The 19406-nt window shown below is 69.7% G+C and carries 19 protein-coding genes; 8 read left to right on the top strand and 11 right to left on the bottom strand.

Going from position 1 to position 19406, the window contains the following annotated elements; all coding sequences use genetic code 11:
- Nucleotides 1-13: 13 nt before the first annotated feature.
- Nucleotides 14-946 (bottom strand): LysR family transcriptional regulator, encoded by a 933-nt coding sequence (locus DMC61_RS23340; RefSeq protein WP_016331184.1) that lies wholly within the window; start codon nt 944-946, stop codon nt 14-16.
- Nucleotides 947-1048: 102 nt separating this feature from the next.
- Between DMC61_RS23340 and DMC61_RS23335 the strand changes: the two genes are divergently transcribed.
- Entirely contained in the window at nt 1049-1990 is a 942-nt protein-coding gene (locus DMC61_RS23335; RefSeq protein ID WP_125691227.1) for a DMT family transporter, read from the top strand.
- Nucleotides 1987-2331: a hypothetical protein gene (locus DMC61_RS23330; RefSeq protein WP_125691225.1), complete on the top strand. Its 345-nt coding sequence runs from the start codon at nt 1987-1989 to the stop codon at nt 2329-2331. The genes DMC61_RS23335 and DMC61_RS23330 overlap by 4 nt, the downstream gene beginning before the upstream one ends.
- A 66-nt stretch (nt 2332-2397) precedes the next feature.
- On the opposite strand, the gene DMC61_RS23325 is transcribed toward DMC61_RS23330, so the two are convergent.
- The 3 genes from DMC61_RS23325 to DMC61_RS23315 are packed head-to-tail and all read right to left on the bottom strand — an operon-like array spanning nt 2398 to nt 4852.
- On the bottom strand, nt 2398-2781 hold the full coding sequence (locus DMC61_RS23325; RefSeq protein WP_125691223.1) for a DUF4345 domain-containing protein: 384 nt from the start codon (nt 2779-2781) through the stop codon (nt 2398-2400).
- Nucleotides 2782-3489: a response regulator transcription factor gene (locus tag DMC61_RS23320; protein ID WP_085939730.1), complete on the bottom strand. Its 708-nt coding sequence runs from the start codon at nt 3487-3489 to the stop codon at nt 2782-2784.
- Nucleotides 3490-3496: 7 nt separating this feature from the next.
- Nucleotides 3497-4852, bottom strand: a complete 1356-nt coding sequence (locus DMC61_RS23315; RefSeq protein WP_125691221.1) for an ATP-binding protein — start codon at nt 4850-4852, stop codon at nt 3497-3499.
- Between the two features lie 111 nt (nt 4853-4963).
- On the opposite strand from DMC61_RS23315, the gene DMC61_RS23310 reads away from it, so the two are divergent.
- Both DMC61_RS23310 and DMC61_RS23305 read left to right on the top strand, forming a co-directional pair.
- Nucleotides 4964-6232: a PspC domain-containing protein gene (locus DMC61_RS23310; protein WP_125691219.1), complete on the top strand. Its 1269-nt coding sequence runs from the start codon at nt 4964-4966 to the stop codon at nt 6230-6232.
- Nucleotides 6225-6458, top strand: coding sequence for a hypothetical protein (locus DMC61_RS23305; RefSeq protein WP_016331178.1), 234 nt, complete (start codon nt 6225-6227; stop codon nt 6456-6458). The genes DMC61_RS23310 and DMC61_RS23305 overlap by 8 nt, the downstream gene beginning before the upstream one ends.
- Nucleotides 6459-6752: 294 nt before the next feature.
- Here DMC61_RS23305 and guaA read toward each other — a convergent pair whose 3' ends face one another.
- Nucleotides 6753-8309, bottom strand: a complete 1557-nt coding sequence (gene guaA / locus DMC61_RS23300) for a glutamine-hydrolyzing GMP synthase (protein ID WP_125691217.1) — start codon at nt 8307-8309, stop codon at nt 6753-6755.
- 126 nt (nt 8310-8435) lie between these two features.
- Here guaA and DMC61_RS23295 point away from each other — a divergent pair, with 126 nt between their 5' ends.
- The 3 genes from DMC61_RS23295 to DMC61_RS23285 are packed head-to-tail and all read left to right on the top strand — an operon-like array spanning nt 8436 to nt 11516.
- Nucleotides 8436-8972 (top strand): DinB family protein, encoded by a 537-nt coding sequence (locus tag DMC61_RS23295; protein ID WP_125691215.1) that lies wholly within the window; start codon nt 8436-8438, stop codon nt 8970-8972.
- Between the two features lie 44 nt (nt 8973-9016).
- A complete protein-coding gene (locus DMC61_RS23290; RefSeq protein ID WP_125691213.1) occupies nt 9017-10051 on the top strand; it encodes a zinc-dependent alcohol dehydrogenase family protein in 1035 nt (344 codons plus the stop codon).
- A 19-nt stretch (nt 10052-10070) separates the two neighbouring features.
- Nucleotides 10071-11516, top strand: a complete 1446-nt coding sequence (locus DMC61_RS23285) for an aldehyde dehydrogenase family protein (RefSeq protein ID WP_125691211.1) — start codon at nt 10071-10073, stop codon at nt 11514-11516.
- Here the strand turns inward: DMC61_RS23285 and DMC61_RS23280 are convergent.
- From DMC61_RS23280 to DMC61_RS23265, 4 genes are read right to left on the bottom strand one after another with little or no spacing between them, the layout of a single operon-like run.
- The gene (locus tag DMC61_RS23280) at nt 11513-12952 is read right to left on the bottom strand and encodes an FAD-dependent oxidoreductase (protein ID WP_370456426.1); all 1440 of its coding nucleotides are present in this window, start codon (nt 12950-12952) and stop codon (nt 11513-11515) included. The genes DMC61_RS23285 and DMC61_RS23280 overlap by 4 nt on opposite strands.
- 38 nt (nt 12953-12990) lie before the next feature.
- Nucleotides 12991-13785, bottom strand: coding sequence for an ABC transporter ATP-binding protein (locus tag DMC61_RS23275; RefSeq protein ID WP_016331172.1), 795 nt, complete (start codon nt 13783-13785; stop codon nt 12991-12993).
- Nucleotides 13782-14840 carry an iron chelate uptake ABC transporter family permease subunit gene (locus DMC61_RS23270; protein WP_125691209.1) on the bottom strand — a complete coding sequence of 353 codons (1059 nt, stop codon included), beginning with the start codon at nt 14838-14840 and terminating at the stop codon, nt 13782-13784. The genes DMC61_RS23275 and DMC61_RS23270 overlap by 4 nt, the downstream gene beginning before the upstream one ends.
- On the bottom strand, nt 14837-15844 hold the full coding sequence (locus tag DMC61_RS23265) for an iron ABC transporter permease (RefSeq protein WP_233594919.1): 1008 nt from the start codon (nt 15842-15844) through the stop codon (nt 14837-14839). The genes DMC61_RS23270 and DMC61_RS23265 overlap by 4 nt, the downstream gene beginning before the upstream one ends.
- A gap of 53 nt (nt 15845-15897) precedes the next feature.
- Between DMC61_RS23265 and DMC61_RS23260 the strand changes: the two genes are divergently transcribed.
- Nucleotides 15898-16881 (top strand): ABC transporter substrate-binding protein, encoded by a 984-nt coding sequence (locus DMC61_RS23260; RefSeq protein ID WP_199750078.1) that lies wholly within the window; start codon nt 15898-15900, stop codon nt 16879-16881.
- A gap of 19 nt (nt 16882-16900) precedes the next feature.
- Here the strand turns inward: DMC61_RS23260 and DMC61_RS23255 are convergent, their stop codons facing one another.
- Both DMC61_RS23255 and DMC61_RS23250 read right to left on the bottom strand, forming a co-directional pair.
- Complete coding sequence (locus DMC61_RS23255) at nt 16901-17623, bottom strand: maleylpyruvate isomerase family mycothiol-dependent enzyme (RefSeq protein ID WP_125691207.1); 723 nt, start codon at nt 17621-17623, stop codon at nt 16901-16903.
- A gap of 9 nt (nt 17624-17632) precedes the next feature.
- Nucleotides 17633-19339, bottom strand: a complete 1707-nt coding sequence (locus DMC61_RS23250) for a GMC oxidoreductase (protein WP_125691205.1) — start codon at nt 19337-19339, stop codon at nt 17633-17635.
- Between the last annotated feature and the right edge of the window lie 67 nt (nt 19340-19406).

Below are 19406 nucleotides of genomic sequence, written 5' to 3'. Positions count from 1 at the left end.
CGGCTGTTCAAGCTCAGCCGGTTTTCGTGCCCACTCGGCCATTCCCGCTTGCCTGTCCGGCCCCTTCGCGGATCGCGCCGAGGAACCGGCGCACCGCGGGGTGTTCCCTGGCGTGCGCGGCGACGGCGGCGTGGATGGACCGCACCGGATCCGGACGGCGGACCTTGCGGATGGCGACGCCGGGATGCGGGGCGCCGAGGCCGAGTTCCGGGATCAGCGCGACGCCGAGCCCGGCGGCCACGAACCCTTGTGCCGTCTGGTAATCCTCGGATTCGACGACATGGTTCGGGGCGAATCCGGCCGCGCCGCAGGCGTCGAGCAGGATGTCGCGGCAGGCGCCGGGGAGGCCGTCGACGCCGACCCACGGATCCTCCGCGAGCTCGCCGAGGTCGAGGACGCGCTTGCGGGCGAGCCGGTGGTTCTTCGGCAGGATCGCGCGGTACGGGTCGTCGAGGAGGTGGATGTACTCGACGCCCTTGATCCGGGGAGTGCTGCTGGGGAGCACGATCATCGCGACGTCGGCCTTGCCCGATTCGATCTCGGGCATCGAATCGTCGGGCTCGACCAGTTTCAGGTCGAGGCGGACTCCCGGGAAGTCACGGCGCAGCGCGGCGACGGCCAAGGGCACCAACGACGCGCCGGCGGTGGCGAAATAGCGGATCGCGAGCCTGCCCGTGCGGCCTTCCTTGAGTTCGGTGAGCGCGGCTTCGGCCTTGGCGAGCTGCGTGCTCAGCGTTTCCGCGTGTTCGGACAGCAGCGAACCGGCCGGCGTCGGCCGCACGCCGCGGCCCACGCGTTCGAGCAGTTCGACGCCCGCTTCCCTTTCCAGGGTGGACAATTGCTGGCTGATCGCGGATGGTGTGTAGCCGAGGTTCCGGGCGGCGGCGGTGATCGAACCACTGCTGATCACGGCTCGGAGTACCTGCATGCGGCGGACGTCCAGCATGCTCCGATCGTACAGTTCTTCTTAAGGCTCCCTGCAGTTATTTTCGCTTGTCCTTACGCGTCGGCCCCGCGAAGCTGGGCCAGGCACTTAAGGAGGACTGGGGTGGGCGAGACGAAGACCCTGCTGCGGATCGGCGCGCTGGCGCTCATGTGGGGATCGAGTTTCTTCTGGATCAAACTGGGGCTCGGCGCGTTCACGCCGGTGCAGCTCGTGCTGGCGCGGGTGGCGCTCGGTGCGGCCGTGCTGATCGGGCTCTGCTATCTCGGCCGGGACAGGCTGCCGTCGGGGCGGCGGATCTGGGGACACCTGGCCGTCGCGGCGTTCTTCCACAACGCGTTGCCGTTCCTGCTGTTCGCGTGGGGCGAGCTGACCGTCGATTCGGGGATCACCGGCGTGCTGAACTCGACGACGCCGCTGTGGGTGCTGGTCGCCGCGCCGATGATGGGCGCGCGGACGAAGATGACCGCGGTGCGGGTCACCGGGCTGGTCGTCGGGCTCGCCGGGATCCTGCTGATCTTCGCGCCGTGGGAGGCCTCCGGCCTGCTCAGCTGGGGCGCGCTGGCGTGCCTCGCGGCGGCCGCGAGCTACGGCTTCGCGTTCGTCTACGAGGGCAAGTACCTCACCGGCACCGGTGACTCGCCGATGTCGCTGGCCGGCGGGCAGATGCTGCTGGCGACCGGGTTCCTGGTGCTCGCGATGCCGATGGGCGGTTTCGAACCGGTGCACCTGAGCACCGGCGCGATCGTCGCGGTGGTGATCCTGGGGATCGGGTCGACCGGGATCGCGTTCGCGCTGAACTACCAGCTCCTCGCGAGCGAGGGCGCCGTGGCGGCGTCGATCGTCGGCTACCTGCTGCCGGTGGTCTCGGTGCTGCTGGGCGCGGTGTTCCTGGCCGAGCCGCTGAACCTGCGGGTGATCGCCGGGATGGTCGTCGTGCTGGGCGGGGTCGCGCTGACCCGGCTCCGCCCGAGGGAGCAAGGGACCTTTGCTACCACTCCGCAGGTCGAGCGCCCCTTGGCCGCCGTCGATAAGGTCGCGCCATGACGGACACGACGACGCTGTGGCGCCCCACCGGACCCGTCGAGCTCGACCTCGTCCGCGAGTCGGGCTGGCGCGAGTGGCCGCCGAGGCTGCCGGAGCAGCCGATCTTCTACCCGGTGCTGAACGAGGACTACGCGATCAAGATCACCCGTGACTGGAACGTGCGCTACGACGGCGCGGGCTTCGTGACGCGGTTCGAGGTCGAGACGTCGTTCGTCGAGCGGTACCCCGTCCAGCAGGCGGGCGGGAAGACGATCCTGGAGCTCTGGGTCCCGGCCGAGGACCTCGCCGAGTTCAACACGCACATCGTGGGGAAGATCGAGGTCACCCACGAATTCCGCTGACCTGCGTTTAGCGGGCTAATCGCGACGCGGTGGGGCCTGGGGGCTCGCCGGATCGCGTTTAGCCCGCTAAACGCGATCCGGTGCCCGGGCCGCGAGGACGAGCAGGGCGGCGAGGACGATCTCGACCCAGAAGTAGAGCCAGCTCGGATAGAACCGTTCGGGCCGTTCCGCGAACCGCGCGACCAGCCGCCCGAAGGCCATCCCGGCCAGCGCGACGGCCACGGCGATCGCGGCGCCCCGCTGGATCCCGCCGACGTCGAATGCCGCGAACCCGAGCAGCACCGCGACGGCCACCCCGAAGCCGCCGTAGACGGCCCGCACCTCGGTCCGCGCCGTCGCCGACTCCAGCGAGATGCCGAACGGCCGGATCAGCCGCTTCGGCGCGGCGAGCCCGAGCAATCCCATGCCCAGGAAGAACACGGCCACCAGACCGAGCAGAACAGGCGCCACCTAGACGAGGCGCCGGTCGGAAGCCCAGCGGGAAAGCTCGTACCGGTTCGAGAGCTGCGTCTTCCGCAGGACGCTCGACACATGGGTCTCGACGGTCTTCACCGAGATGAACAGCTCCGACGCGATTTCCTTGTACGCGTACCCGCGCGCGAGCAGCCGCAGCACGTCGCGCTCCCGCGGGGTCAGCAGGTCGAGGTCCGGGTCGCTGATCGGCGCGGAACCCGGCCGGTCGGCGAACGCGTCGAGCACGAACCCGGCCAGCCGCGGCGAGAACACCGCGTCCCCGTCCGAGACCCGCACGACGGCGCGCACGAGCTCCTTCGACGAGATCGTCTTCGTGACGTACCCCCGCGCCCCCGCGCGGATCACGGCGATCACGTCCTCCGCGGCGTCGGAGACCGACAACGCGAGGAACACGACGTCCGGCAGTTCCGGCCGGACCCGGCGCAGCACCTCGGCGCCGCCACCGTCCGGCATATGCACGTCGAGCAGCACGACCTGCGGTTTGGTCCGGGCGATGCCCGCGACCGCCTCGGCGACCGAGCCCGCCTCACCGACCACGCGGACGTCGTCGGTGATCGAGTCCAGTTCGGTGCGCACACCCGCCCGGAAGAGCGCGTGGTCGTCGACGAGGAAGACCTTGACCGGCTCCCGCGTCTGCTGGTTCTCCGTCACGATGCTCCCTCGCTCGCCCTGTCCCGTGAGCATAGCGACCTCACGCCGCGCCCTTCCCCGCCTTGACCGGCATCTCCAGCTGGACCTCGGTTCCTTCACCCGGTGCGGTACGCAGTTTCAGCTTCCCGCCGTGCCGTTCCATCCGCCCCCGAATGGAATCGGCGAGACCGTGCCGGTCACTCGGCACGACCTCGGGGTCGAACCCCTTCCCCCGGTCGCGCACGAACACCGTGACCGCTGTCGGCTCGACCTCGGCGTACACGCTGACTTCGTCGACGCCCGCGTGCTTGGCGGCGTTCACGATCGCTTCGCGCGCCGCCTGGACCAGTGCGGTCAACGGCTCGTTCAGCGTCGCCTCCCCCACGACGACCTGCTGCACCGAGATCGCGAACGCGTCCTCGACCTCGCCGCACGCGGCAGCGAGTACTTCGGACAGCTGACCGCTGACGGCCTCTTCCTCGGTCTTCTTGCTCTTGCCGTACCCCGACGGCCCGTACAGCCAGCCGCGAAGCTCGCGTTCCTGACCGCGCGCGAGCCTGGCGACCTCGCGCGGTGATTCCGCCTGTTTCTGGATCAGCGCGAGGGTCTGGAGGACCGAGTCGTGCAGATGCGCGGCGATCTCGGCGCGTTCGTCGGTGCGGATGCGCGCGGTGCGCTCGTCGGACAGGTCGCGGACCAGGCGCAGCCAGAACGGGACGGTCAGCACGGCGACGCCGAACAGCGTCGCGATCACGGCGACCAGCGCGAATTTGACCTGGTCGATGCTGCCGCTTTCCAGGACGACGACGCCGATACCGGTCATCACCAGCGCGACACCGGCGACCAGACGGATCGCCGCCGACCAGCCTCCGCCGCCGAGGAAGGCCGTGGCGACCCCGCCCTTGGCACTGATGCGCCAACGCCGCCGCTGCGACTCGTCGGCCTCGCGCCAGACGACGGCCGCACCGATCATCGCCAGCGCCAGCGGGATGGCGACCCAGCCGCTGATCAGACCGGTCAGCGTGCCACTGGCGACGGCGAGACCGACACCCAGCGCGATGAGCCCGAATGCCTGCTGCTTCTCCTTCGGCGCGGACTTCTCCGGCTCGGCCTCGCCGGACCGCTGCTGGACGAACACCCAGAGCAGGCCGTACGCGAGCAGGCCGGCGCCGTTCAGGGCGGCCAGCAACGCGAACGCGACCCGGACCCAGAGCACCTTGACGCCGAGGTGGTCGGCGAGGCCGCCCGCGACGCCCGCGATGGCGCGGCCGGAACGGCGGCGATACATCTTGGGCGGCTCGAACGGTGCCGGGGACAGGCTGCCGGGAACGGGCACCGGAGGGCGCTCGATGATCGTCGGCTTCACCTGCTCGGCGAGGTCGTCGGTGACGGATTCCTGCACGTTCCCCATGGTCACACGGAGTGGGGTACTGATCCATCGGGGAAACCCCTGACTCTTCCCGCTGGGGGAAACCTCAGGGGTGTTCCCGGATGTGGCGAGGGCCCGCCGGGGCGCATTCTTTGTGGCATGAGTGGGAGTGAGACACACGTTCCGAAGCGCGGCCCCGCGGCCGGCTTCGAGGAGACCGTCAAGGATTTCTGGCGGAGCAGGCCGGTCCGGCCCGTGGCAGGCCGCAAATTCGCCGGTGTCGCCGCGGGTATCGGCTATCGGTACGGCATCGACCCGACCGTGGTCCGGGTCGCGCTGGTCGCGGCGACCGTGTTCGGCGGTTTCGGCGTCTTCGTCTATCTGCTGGGCTGGCTGTTCCTGCCGCAGGAAGGCGACCGCGTTTCCGCGTTCGAAGGGCTGATCGGCCGGGGTCGCGCGTCGAGTTCGCCGGCGTTCGCCGTGCTGCTGCTGATCCTGCTGTTCCCCGGGCTCACCTGGACCTTGAGCGGTGGCTGGATGACCGACGGCACCGGGCTGATCGGTTTCGCGCTGATGGCCGTCGCGCTGTACCTGCTGCACCGCAACCGCGGTCAGTTCAACCGGCCGTCGATGCCCGGCCCGGCCCAGCCCGCCGCCGCGTTCTCGATGGCGTCGGCGTCGGCCGCCACCTCGACGGCGACCGAGGGCGGCTGGGACCCGCTCGCGGCCGACCCGTCCGCCTGGGATCTGCCGAACGCCTCGCCGTCCGGCGGAATGCCGCCGCAGACCCCGCCGCCGCCGCCCGCGGCGCCGATGCCCCGTCGCCGCAAGTCGAAGATCGGCGCCGCGACCTTCGGGATCGCCGTGCTGGTCGGCGGGGTCGGCACCGTCCTCGGCCTGGACGGCGAGCCGTGGTTCACCGCGCAACACGTCATCGGACTCACCCTGGGTGTGGTCGGCATCGGGCTGGTGGCCGGTTCGTTCGTCCGGGGCGGTCGCGGGCTGATCGGGCTCGCGGTGCCGCTGGCGATCGTCGGGATGGCGCTGACCACGGTGCCGTTCGAGAACTTCTCCGTGAAGGGCGGCGTCGGCGACCTGACGGCGACCCCCAGCCAGGTGTCCGAGGTGCTGCCGGAGTACCACCGCTCGGCGGGCGACATCAACGTCGACCTGACCAAGCTGCCGGCGGGCGCTTCGGTGACCACGAAGGTCTCCAACGGGGCCGGCAACTCGACGGTGCTCGTGCCGGCGGGTGCCGAAGTGAAGGTCTCGTGCGAGACGGGCGCGGGCGACGTCGACTGCCTCGGCCAGTCGCGCTCGGGGGTCGGCGAGGACACCATCGACTTCACCGCGCCGGGCGACAACGGGCAGAAGATCACTTTGCAGGTCAAGAACGGTGTCGGGAACGTGGAGGTGCGTCGTGGCTGAGTACGACTACGACAACGCGCAGACCCAGTCGGCTCAACCCGCGAAGCGCGGGGTGGACGGCTTCACCCTGATCATCGGGATCGCGACGCTGCTGGTGTCGGGTTACGTCCTCTCGGACGGCGCCACGTGGCTCCCGCAGTTCGACTTCCGGTGGGTCATGGCGGGCGGGGCGATCTTCGTCGGCGTCATGCTGCTCGCCGCTTCGCTGCGCAAGAGCCGCCGCTAGGGGCGCCGCTGACGCTCCACCCCACTCCGAAGGCCCCGGCCCCTCGCCGGGGCCTTCGCCTTGCTCCGCCCCTCCCGCGCCGACCTGCGTTTCGCGGGCTAAACGCGATCCGGCGTCGCCACGGTGCCCACGCCCGCCGACCTGCGTTTAGCCCCCTAATCGCGATCTGGGCCGCGCCGGGTGCCCCAGGCCCCAGAACGCAGTTAGCGGGCTAAACGCGATCCGGTCGCCCGGGTGCCCCCAAGGCCGACAGATCGCGATTAGCCCGCTAAACGCAGGTCGGGGCGGGAGCGGTCACTCCCACTCGATGGTGCCCGGCGGCTTGGACGTAACGTCCAGGACCACCCGGTTCACCTCGGAGACCTCGTTCGTGATGCGGGTCGAGATCCGCTCCAGAACCTCGTACGGCAGCCGCGTCCAGTCCGCGGTCATCGCGTCCTCCGACGACACCGGCCGCAGCACGATCGGGTGCCCGTAGGTCCGCCCGTCGCCCTGGACACCGACGCTGCGGACGTCGGCCAGCAGCACCACCGGGCACTGCCAGATCTCGCCGTCGAGCCCGGCCGCGGTGAGCTCCTCACGCGCGATGGCGTCCGCCGCGCGCAGCGTCTCGAGCCGCTCGGCGTCGACGGCGCCGATGATCCGGATGCCGAGCCCCGGCCCGGGGAACGGCTGCCGCTGCACGATCGTCTCCGGCAGCCCGAGCTCCAGCCCGACGCGCCGCACCTCGTCCTTGAACAGCAGGCGCAGCGGCTCGACGAGCTCGAACTGCAGGTCGTCGGGCAGCCCGCCGACGTTGTGGTGGCTCTTGATGTTCGCCGCGCCCTCACCGCCGCCGGACTCGACGACGTCCGGGTACAGCGTGCCCTGGACCAGGAACTTGTAGTCGCCCTCGGCCTTGAGGTCGCGCTCGGCCTGCTCGAACACGCGGATGAACTCGCGGCCGATGATCTTGCGCTTCTCCTCGGGGTCGGTGACCCCGGCCAGCGCGTCGAGGAACCGGTCGCGCGCGTCGACGGTCACCAGGTTGACCCCGGTCGCGGCGACGAAATCGCGTTCGACCTGGGTGCGCTCGCCCGAGCGCAGCAGACCGTGGTCGACGAACACACAGGTCAGCCGGTCACCGATGGCCCGCTGGACCAGCGCGGCGGCCACGGCGGAGTCGACACCGCCGGAGAGGCCGCAGATCGCGCGGCCGTCGCCGACCTGCTCGGCGATGCGCTTGACCTGGTCGTCGACGATGGACGACGTCGTCCACTGCGGCTTGATGCCCGCGATGTCGTGCAGGAAGCGGCGGAGCACCTCCTGGCCGTGCGGCGAGTGGTGCACCTCGGGGTGGTACTGGACGCCGGCGAAGCGGCGCTCGACGTCTTCGAACCCGGCGACGGCGGCGCCGTCACTCGAAGCGGTCACTGTGGCGCCCTCGGGGGCTTTGGTGACGCTGTCGTTGTGGCTCATCCACGCGGGCTGGTTGCTCGGGAGACCGGCGTGCAGGACGCCGCCCTCACCGGCGACGCGCACCTCGGTGCGGCCGAACTCGCGGATCCCGGTCGGCTCGACGGTGCCGCCGAGGGCCTGCGCGAGCACCTGATGGCCGTAGCAGATGCCGAGAATCGGCACGCCAGCGTCGACCAGCCCCGGGGCGAGGGCGGGCGCGTTCTCCGCGTACACGCTGGACGGACCACCGGAAAGGATGATCGCGGCGGGGTCCTTGGCGAGGATGTCCTCGGCGGTGGCGGTGTGCGGGACGACCTCGGAGTAGACCTGCGCCTCACGCACCCGGCGCGCGATCAGTTGCGCGTACTGCGCCCCGAAGTCCACGACGAGTACCGGACCGGTGGGACTGGGCACCTGAAACCTCCAGATCAGAGCAGTACGCTTCCCCACCATCGTCCCAGGTGGGCCCGGTCACCCCGCCGCCAACCCCCTCATGATTCAGGACAGCGGCTGACCGCGAGGCGGCCTAGCGTCCGGGACATGGGCATCGACTGGAGCAAGGAACTCTCCGAACAACTCGACTGGCACTGGAAACAACACCTGCGTCCTCGGCTGAAGACCCTCACCGACGACGAATACTTCTGGGAACCCGTCGAGGGCTGCTGGACGATCCGGGTGGGCAAGACCGGAGAGATCGACATCGATTGGGCGTATCCGGAGCCGTCTCCGCCGCCGGTCACGACGATCGCCTGGCGCCTCGCCCACATCATCGTCGGCGTCTTCGGGATGCGGAACGCGTCGCATTTCGGCGGCCCTCCCGTCGACTACCAGACGTTCCCCTACGCGGCCTCCGCCGAAGAAGCGCTGGAGCAACTCGACGACGCCTACGCGCGCTGGCGTGACGGCGTCCGCGGCCTCAGCGCCGAAGGCCTCGAACGCCCCTGCGGCGAGGCTGAGGGCCCGTACGCGGACTACCCCTTCGCGGCCCTCGTCCTGCACATCAATCGGGAGGCCATCCACCACGGGGCCGAAATCCTCCTGCTGCGCGACCTCCACCGATCGCGTTTAGCGGGCTAAACGCGACGCGCCCATACTGGGGCCAGCCGAGGAAAGGACCCGTCTTGCGAGCGACTCTCATCTACGGCGCCGGTGACGTACGCGTCGAGACCGTCCCGGACCCGAAGCTGAGCGAACCGACCGACGCCCTTCTCCGCGTCGTCCGCTCCTGCATCTGCGGCAGCGACCTCTGGCCGTACGGCAGCATGCCCGCACGCGACCGCGGCGTCCGGATCGGCCACGAGTTCCTCGGTGTCGTCGAGGCCGTCGGCTCCGATGTCACCACGCTCAAGCCGGGAGACCTGGCCGTCGCGCCCTTCGTCTACTCCGACAACACGTGCCAGTTCTGCCGCGAAGGCCTCCACACCTCTTGTCTTCACGGCGGCAACTGGGGCGCGAAGGGTGTCGACGCCGGCCAGGGCGAGGCCGTCCGCGTCCCGCAAGCCGACGGCACGCTCGTGAAACTGCCGCACACCGAAGACGACGATCTGCTCGCCTCGTTCCTCACGCTCTCCGACGTGTTCGCGACCGGCCATCACGCGGCGGTCAAAGCGGGCGTGAACGAGCGCACCAGCGTCACTGTCATCGGTGACGGGGCCGTCGGTCTCTCCGCGGTTCTCGCGGCCAAGCGGCTCGGAGCCGAGCGCATCATCCTGATGGGCCGCCACCGGACCCGTACGGACCTCGGCCGCGAGTTCGGCGCGACAGACGTCGTAGCCGAGCGCGGCGACGAAGGCATCGAGAAGGTCCGAGAGCTGACAACCGGCGAAGGCACGCACACCGTCCTCGAATGCGTCGGCACGAAGCCCGCCTTCGAGATGGGCGTCGGTGCCGTCCGCCCCGGCGGCACGGTCAGCCGCGTCGGCGTGCCGCAGTACGCCGAGGGCCCGATCGGCCCGTCGCTCTTCCGGCGCAACATCACCGTCACCGGCGGCGTGGCGCCCGCGCGCTACTACATTCCCGAACTGCTCGACGACGTCGTCGAGGGCAGGTACCAGCCGGGCAAGGTCTTCGACCGGACCATCGGGCTCGAAGAGGTCCCCGACGGTTACCGGGCGATGGCGGACCGCGAAGCGCTCAAGGTGCTCGTCAAGCCCTGACTGGAATACCTTGTCACCCATGGACATGATCACCCCGGAGCCGCGTCCCGCCTGGATCGCCGGACGCCCCGAGCAGGGCGCTTCGACGCTCACCGTGCACCACCCTTTCGACGGAAGCGAAGTCGCCACCGTCGCGGTGCCCGGCCCTGATCAGGTCGAACGAGCGGTGAGCGCGGCGGTGAGCGTCGCGAAGGAGTTCCGGCGTTCCTCGGCACACACCCGCGCCGCGGCGCTCGACCACGTTTCGCGGGTCATCGCCGGCCGGGCCGAGGAGATCGCCGAGGTCATCACCGCCGAGAACGGCAAGCCGCTCAAGTGGGCCGAGGCCGAGGTGCGGCGCGCGGTGTCGGTGTTCCGGATCGCCGCCGAGGAGGCCCGCCGGTTCAGCGGTGACCTGCAGCGGCTGGACACCGACCCGGCGGGCGAAGGCAGGCTGGCGCTCACCCGTCGCGTCCCGCGCGGCCCGGTGCTGGGGATCGCGCCGTTCAACTTCCCGCTGAACCTGGTGGCGCACAAGGTCGCGCCGTCGCTCGCGGTCGGCGCGCCGATCATCGTCAAACCCGCGCCGCGGACGCCGCTGGCCGCACTGATCCTCGGCGAGATCCTGGCCGAGACCGACCTGCCGGAGGGCGCGTTCTCGGTGCTGCCGCTCGGCAACGAGGAGACGTCGGCGCTGGTCGCGGATCCCCGGCTGCCGGTCGTGTCGTTCACCGGCTCGGGTCCGGTCGGCTGGTCGATCGCGGACGCCGCGCCGCGCAAGCACGTCGTGCTCGAACTCGGGGGCAACGCGGCCGCGGTCGTGCTCCGCGACTGGCCGGATCCCGAGGGGGCGGCGGAGCGGATCGCGACCTTCGGCAACTACCAGGCCGGGCAGTCCTGTATCGCCGTGCAACGCGTCATCGTCGAACGCGAGGTCGCCGAAGAGTTCGTGCCCGCCCTGGTGGAAGCCGTGAAGGCCCAGCGGACCGGCGACCCGTACGACAAGAACACCGATGTCGGCCCGGTCGTCGACGAGGCGGGGGCGGAGCGGATCGTGGCCTGGATCGACGAGGCCGTCGCCGCGGGCGCGAAGATCCTCACCGGCGGCAAACGGGACGGAGCCACGGTGGAGCCGACCGTGCTCACCGACGTCCTGCCGTCCACAAAGGCCTGGGCGGAGGAGATCTTCGGCCCGGTGCTCGCGGTGTCCATTGTGGATGGTGTCGACGAGGCTTTCGCGTCGGTCAACGAATCCGCCTACGGCTTGCAAGCCGGAGTGTTCACCCGCGACGTCCATCTCGCCTTCTACGCGTCGACGGAGCTCGAAGTCGGCGGCGTGATCATCGGCGACGTCCCGTCCTACCGCGCGGACCAGATGCCGTACGGCGGCGTCAAGGGATCGGGTGTCGGCAGGGAAGGCGTCCTCGCCGCGATGCACGACCTCACCGAGGAACGGGTCACCGTCTTCACCGGCATCGACCTCTAATCCGGGGTGACGGCCTGCGCGAATCCGAAGACCTTGTCCGGATCGTAGGTTTTGGCCACCTGCTTGAGACGGGTGACATTGCCGCCATAGTACGCCGTCGTCCAGTCGGGCAGGGCGGGGTCGATGTAGTTGACGTAGCCCCCGCCCAGCCCGAGCCCCGTCACCACTTCCGCGACGGAATCCGTTGCCACGGAACGGTTACGCGTGTCCGCCTGGCTGTAGATCTGCACACTGCCGATCGCCTTCCGATGCCAGAACGCGGTGGCGTCCGGCGCGACGTCGGCGACGGCGCCGCCGAGCCCGTCGACCAGGAGATCCATTCCGCGCCTGCCCTTGAGCACGGAAGTCAGCTTCGCGGGATCGGCCGGTTCTCCGAGTATTCGCGATGAGGCCACAAAGGACTGACGGCTTTCGCTGCCGGAGAAGTACTTCATCGCACCGAGATAGTCGAGCTGCTTGACCGAACGCGATGCGCCGGGGAATCCGTCCAGCAACTTACCCAAGGAACCGGAATCGCCGACGTAGCAACCCGAAACGCGCGCACCGACCGGCGATCCCCCGGACAGCACGACGTTCGCCCACAACTCCGGTGGCGCTTCGGGAAGCCACCGCTGCCACTCGGCGAGCACGTCGTCCGCGCTGCCCGCCGGAAAGCGCAGCGAGAACACCGAAACGGCAGAAGGTGCCGGATCGGTGCGAAAGGTGAACGAGGTGACGACACCGAAGTTGCCGCCTCCCCCACCGCGCAACGCCCAGAACAGCTCGGGCTCGGACTCCGCCGACGCCGTCCGCAGTTTCCCGTCCGCCGTGACGACTCGCGCGGACACCAGGTGGTCGCACGTGAGGCCGTATTTCCGGGCGAGGACACCGATTCCGCCACCGAGCGTCAGCCCGGCGATCCCGACACTGGGACAGGAACCAGCGGGCAGGCAACGTCCCGCGGCGCCGAGCGTCGCGTAGACGTTCTTCAGTTTCGCACCCGCGCCGATCACGACCTGTTCACCTTGGACGTCCACTGAGGTCATTCCGCCGAGGTCGATCATCAAGCCACCGTCGGGAACCGAGTAGCCCGCGTAACTGTGGCCGCCACTGCGAGCGGCGATCGGGACTCGCCGTGCCGCGGCGGAAACGGCTTCCTGCACGTCTTCCGGTTTGGCGCAGTTCGCGATCGCGGCGGGTTTGAGCCCGTCGAAGGCCGGGTTGAACACGCGTTTGGCGTTGTCGTAGCCGGAATCCCCCGGCAGGAGAAGGGAGATCTTGTTCCGCAGCGCGGCCCAGTCCGGCGGGCCGGACGGTGGCGTGACCCCGGTGCTCGGCGGCAACGACGTCCCGGGCGCGGAACTGGGCGCCGCCCCAGGGGGCGCGGCCGAGCACGCCGTCGCGGCCACTCCGGCCATGGCCGCACCGGCGAGTTTGAGGAACGCCCTTCTCTCCATGCCCGTTTAGACGCATCGCGGACGGGCAGGTTGCGACGCTACGCCCGAAGGTGTGCACTCACCGGCACGACCAGCGGAGTTCCGGACACCGGATCCTCCATGACCTTCGCCGACAGGCCGAAGATCTCGTCGAGGAGCGGCTCGGTGAGCACTTCCGCGGGCGGGCCCTGCGCGACGATCCGGCCGCCGCGCATCGCGACCAGCTTGTCCGCGTACCTGGCGGCGAGGTTCAGGTCGTGCAGCACCATCACCACGGTGGTCCCGCGTTCCTTGTGCAGCCGGTAGACCAGGTCCAGCACGTCGATCTGGTGCGCGAGGTCGAGGTAGGTGATCGGCTCGTCGAGCAGGAGCAGCCCGGTCTCCTGGGCGAGCGTCATCGAGATCCACGCCCGCTGGCGCTGCCCGCCGGACAGCTGGTCGACGACCCGGCCCGCGTACTCGTCCATCCCGGTCAGCCGCAGCGCACGCTCGATCGCCTCGTCGTCGGACGAGGACCACTGCCGGTACCAGCTCTGGTGCGGATGCCGTCCGCGCCGGACCAGGTCGGAGACGGTCAGTCCTTCGGGGGCGGACGGCGTCTGCGGCAACAGGCCGATGATCTTGGCGACCTCACGGGTGGGCAGCTTGTCGATCCGCTCGCCGTCCAGCAGTACCGCGCCCTGACGTGGCTTGAGCAACCTCGCCAGCGCACGCAGCAGCGTGGACTTACCGCAGCCGTTGGGGCCGATGATCGCGGTGACGGTCCCGTCGAGGACGTCGAGGTCGAGCCCGGTCACGACGGGCGTTTCGCCGTAACCGAGTTCCAGCTCCCGGGCACGCAGTCTGGCGTTCACGCGCGCTCCTCCTTACGGCTGCGGATGAACAGGAAGATCAGGTACGGCGCACCGAGGATCGCCGTCAGCACGCCGACCGGGAGCCCGGACAGGACCGGGGTCACCCGCACCACGAAGTCCGCGCCGACGGTCAGCAGCGCGCCGAGGAGCATCGATCCGAACAGCGGCGGCTGCGCCGAGCGGACCAGCCTCAAGGCGATCTGCGGGGTGGCCAGCGCGACGAAGGTGATGGGCCCGGCGGCCGCGGTGGCGACGGCGGCCAGTGCCGCGGCGAGCAGCAGCAGCGTCGCCCGGGCGGCGTCGACCCGGATGCCGAGACCGCGCGCCGTGTCGTCGCCGAACTGAAGCCCGCCGATGGTGTGCCCGGCGATCAGCGTGACCGGCGCGAGCACGGCCAGCGCGAGCAGGACCGGACCGACCGATTCCCAGCCGACGTCGGCGAGGCTGCCCACGATCCACGTCGTCGCGCGCGCGGCGTTGTCGACGTCTCCGACGGTCAGCAGCCAGTACACGAGGTTGTAGCCGACGGCGGACAGCGCGATGCCGATCAGGACGAGGCGATAGCCGTCGATCCCGCGCCGCCACGAAAGGGCGTACAGCAGGATTCCCGCGATCACGCCGCCCGCGAGTCCGGCGAGCGGAACGCCCAGCGTGCTCGCCAGGCCGCTGACCTGGCCACCCGTACCGCCGGCGACGATCACACCGACCGCGCCGACCCCCGCGCCCCAGGTGATCCCGAGGATGTCCGGGCTGGCCAACGGATTCCGGGCGATGGTCTGGAACAGCGCACCCGAAAGGCCGAGGGCGGCGCCGACGCCGATCGCGGTCAGCGTGCGCGGCATCCGCAGGTCGAAGATGATCCCGCGTTCCCGCGCGGTGCCGCCGCCGAACAGCGTCTTCAAGACGTCGCCGAGACCGATGTGGGAGGTGCCGATGCCGATGTTCAACGCCGCGACCAGCACCAGCGCGATCGCCGCGAGCGTCGCGACGGCGAGCGTCCTCGGCCGGACCGTCCAGGCCGCCGGGCCGAGCGAAATCACCTTGGGAGCCGTCATATCCGTGCCAGGCCCTTCTTGCGGACGAGGTGGACGAACACCGGCACGCCGAGCACCGCCAGCATGATGCCGACCTCCAAGCTGTCCGAGGCGACGACGCGGCCGAGAAGGTCCGCGGCGAGCAGCAGGATCGCGCCGAGCACGGCCGAGAACGGCACCAGCCAGCGGTAATCGGGTCCGCTGATCGCCCGCGCGAAATGCGGGACGAGCAGGCCCAGGAACGCGATCGGCCCGCAGGCGGCGACGCCGGCTCCGGTCAGCAGCGTGATCGCGGCGACCCCGAGCAACCGCGTCCGGCCGACCCGCCGGCCGAGGGCGACCGCGACGTCGTCACCGAGCGCGAGGGTGTTCATCCCCGGCGTGTTGATCACCGCGAGAAGCAGGCCCGCGGCCACGAAGGGGGCGATTTGCCCGATCATCGCGGGATCCCGGCCCGCGATCGAACCCACATGCCAGAAGCGGTACGTCTCCATCCCGCGGTCGTCGCCGAGCACGATCGCGGAGATGACGCCGTTGAGTAGAGCGCTCACCGCCGCCCCGGCCAGCGCGAGTGTCACCGGTGTGGCGCCCCGGCCGCCCACGGCGCCGAGAAGGAACACCACGGCGCTCGCGACGAGGGCGCCCGCGAAGCCGAACCAGATGAACGCGTAGAGGTCGTCGATGCCCAGCACGACGACGGCGAGCACCACCGCGAACGCGGCGCCCTGGGTGACGCCGAGCAGGCCGGGGTCCGCGAGCGGATTACGGGTGTGGCCCTGCATGAGCGCGCCGGCCGCGCCGAGCGCGAGTCCCGCCAGGACACCGAGCAGTGTGCGAGGCACCCGTAGCGAACGGACGATCAGGTGATCCGGCACACCCGCGGGATGGAAGATCGCGTCCCAGACCACACCCAAAGGAATCGAACGCGCACCGAGGGCGACACTCGCGACGCAGATCACAGCCAGAAGGGTGACCAGCAGGGCTCCCGCTGTCGCCTTTCCAACACGAACTTCCACTGTGGACATCCGCCATCCTATGCTCCGGTTAGGAAAGCCTAACCGCAGAGAAAGAGTGACCCATGACCCCACCCCGGCGCGCAGTCGTCGCCTTCGCCGTGACCGCCTGCCTGGCACTCTCCGCATGCGGTGGCGGAGCACAGGAATCCGCCTCCACCGGCACCGGCCAAAGTGGATTCCCGCGCACCGTCGAACACGTGATGGGCTCGACCACGATCGACAAGCAGCCCGTCACCGTCGCGGCGCTGGACTCCAGCTACGTGGACGCGACGCTGGCGCTCGAGACGAAGGTCGTGGCGTACACCAAATATCGCAACTACGACAAGCTGCCGGACTACCTCGGTGACGACCGCAAGTACGCCGAGGGCGCCAAGGAGATCGGTGCGCTCGAAAGCCCGGACATCGAAAAGCTGTACGACATCAAGCCGGATCTGATCGTGTCGGCGAAGGTGCGCCACGAGAAGTTCTACGCCGAGTTCGGCAAGGTCGCGCCCACGGTGTTCAGCCAGACCACCGGCGCCACCTGGAAGGACAACGTCCGGATGCTCGGCAAGGCGCTGGGCAAGGAAGCCTTGGCAGAGCAGAAGATCAAGGCCTACGAAGAGCGTGCCCGCAAGGTCGGTGACGCGATCAAGGCCAAGCTCGGCAAGCCCGCCGCCGTGTCGGTGGTCCGCTTCGTCGAAGGCGAGCCGACCGTGCGGCTCTACAGCAGCGCGTCGTTCCCCGGGACCGTGATGGCGGACGCCGGGTTCCAGCGGCCCGCCGGGCAGCCGGACAACAAGACGAAGATCTCCAACGACCTGAGCCAGGAAGAGATCGGGAAGCTCGACGCCGAAGCGATCTTCGTCGCCACCTACGCCGACGAGACGAAGCAGGCCGAAAGCCCCAAGACGAAGTTCCAGTCGAACCCGCTTTGGGGCACCCTCAAGGGAAAGGTGATCGACGTCAACGACACCACCTGGTTCACGTCGGTCAGCCTGCAGGGTGCGCACGCCATGCTGGACGACATCGCGAAGCAGTTCGGCGTGGACTCGTTCCGCGCTTAGTCCTTTGTGGACCGCGCCGTCACAGCCAATGCGGCAGTGGCGGCGCGGTACCGTCCAAAGTGGATCCGTCGCTACGGCCGGTGATCCACGCCAGGACCTCACCCGGGGAGCCGGTCAGCGTGACCGGCTCTCCGGTGCCCATCCGCCATTCGTGACGCGTCCCGTCTTCGCCGACGGCGACCAGCAGGACCGAGGGCAGTTCGCCGCCGTACATGCCGATGGCGTTGCCGACGACGATCTCGAACTCGGCGCCGAGCAGCTCGGCGACGCGCGCGAAGTCGTAGCCGAGATCGAGATCCGCCAAGTGGATGGCGGTCTCGGAGAGCCTGAGCCACAGCACGAACTCCGCCGGGATCTCGCGCCCCTGCCGGGCACGGACGCGGACCGGCCACGTGTCGTCCGGCATGCTCGCCGCGACTTCGACGAACCGCCCCGCGGACGCGACGACGTCTTCGGCGATCTCCTCGGCGGACCGGTACGCACCCTTCTCGATGTCATCGTCCCTGGCCGCCTCGCCGGCGTACATCGGCGTCTCGACACCCGATTTCGCCCAGGTGAGCAGGTTGACCAGGCCGTCGGCGTTGCGCGCCAAGTGGGACAGCAGATGCGCACGCGTCCAGCCGGGCAACCCGCTGGGAGCGTGGACGGCCTCCTCGTCGAGCCCGCGCGTCAGCCGCGCCCATTCTTCGTGCAGGGCGCGGACGCGGTTCAGCAGCGCGTGTGCGCGTTCGGAGGCTGTCACTCCCCCAATCTAGCGCCGAAGTGCCGCCGGCGCGGCCACCGGAACCGCGGGATTCTTCGGCGCGATCGGTTCGAGCCGCGCGTACGGCGCGTCCTGCGCCGGCCTGCTGTCCTTTTCGCCCTTGTTGGGCCAGAACGAGAAGGCCCGCTCGGCCTGCGCGGTGATGGTCAGCGACGGGTTCACACCGAGGTTGGCCGTGATCGCCGAGCCGTCCACAATAGACAGTCCGGGATAGTTGAAGACCCGGTGGTACGGGTCGATCACGCCGTTGTCGGCCGCCGTGCCGATCGGAGCGCCGCCGATGAAATGCGCCGTCAGCGGGATGTCGAAGATCTCGCCCCAGGTGCCACCCGCCATGCCGCCGATGCGCTCGGCGGTGCGGAGGTTGGCCTCGTGCCCGGCGGGGATGAAGCTGGGGTTCGGCTCGCCGTGGCCCTGTTTGGACGTGTACTTGCGGCGGCCGAAGAGCCCGCGTTTGGTGTACGTGGTGATGGAGTTGTCGAGGCTCTGCATCACCAGCAGGATCACCGTGCGCTCGCTCCAGCGGTAGCCGTTGAGCAGCTTCACGGTCTGGACCGGGTGCTTGACCATGAAGTTCACGGCCTGGCGCCAGCGCGGGACCGCCGAGTCGCCTTCGGTGGCGATGGTCTGGAGCAGGCTCATCGCGTTGCTGCCCTTGCCGTAGCGGACGGGCTCGATATGCGTGTTGTCGTCGGGGTGGATCGACGACGTGATCGCGACGCCGCGGCTGAAGTTCCGCTCCTCGTCGACCGAGGTGCGGGCGGCGCCGATGATGGCCTCGGAGTTGGTGCGGGTCAGTTCGCCGAGACGCGGCGAGAGCTTCGGCAGCTTGGCGGTGTCGCGCATGCTGTGGAGCAGGTTCTGCGTGCCCCACGTGCCGGCGGCGAGCACCACCTGCGCGGCGGTGAGCTTGTGCCGGAACCTGCGCGAGGTGGTCCCGGTCTTCTTGATGCTCACCTCGTACCCACCTGCGTTTAGCGGGCTAATCGCGCTCACGGTGGTGAGGGGGATGACCTTCGCGCCGTCCTTCTCCGCGAGGTACAGATAGTTCTTGACCAGCGTGTTCTTGGCGCCGACGCGGCAGCCGGTCATACAGGAGCCGCATTCGGTGCAGCCGGTGCGCGCCGGGCCCGCGCCGCCGAAGTACGGGTCCTCCGCGCGTTCGCCCGGCTTGCCGAAGTACACGCCGACGGGCGTCGGGTGGTACGACTCCGGCACACCCATGTCCGCGGCGACGCCCTTCATGACGACGTCGGACGGCGTGACGCTGGGGTTGGTGACGACGCCCAGCATCCGGCTGGCTTGGTCGTAGTGCGGGCCGAGTTCGGCCTCCCAGTCGGTGATGTGCGACCACTGCGGGTCCACGTAGAACGGCTTCAACGGGCGGTACAGCGTGTTCGCGTAGACCAGCGAGCCGCCGCCGACGCCCGCGCCGGCGAGCACCATGACGTCCTTGAGCATGTGGATGCGCTGGATGCCGTAGCAGCCGACCTGGGGCGCCCAGACATAGCGGCGAAGGTCCCAGGAGGTCTTCGCGAACTCGTCGTCGGCGAAGCGGCGCCCCGCCTCGATGACGGCGACGCGGTAGCCCTTTTCGGTCAGGCGCAGGGCGGCGACACTGCCGCCGAACCCGGAGCCGACGACGATCACGTCGTAGTCGAAGTCGTCTTCAGTGGTGGTGTTACTCGCAGTCACACCCTCGACTGTAACCCCGGCCACCCCTTCTGACCAGAGGTAAGTTACTCGCCGGTTACCTTCCACT

The organism is Amycolatopsis sp. WAC 04169 (genome assembly GCF_003947535.1).
GTDB classification, from domain to species: Bacteria; Actinomycetota; Actinomycetes; order Mycobacteriales; family Pseudonocardiaceae; genus Amycolatopsis; species Amycolatopsis keratiniphila.
Note: the sequence above shows the minus strand (reverse complement) of the source record. Positions and strands in the feature narration are given on the sequence as shown.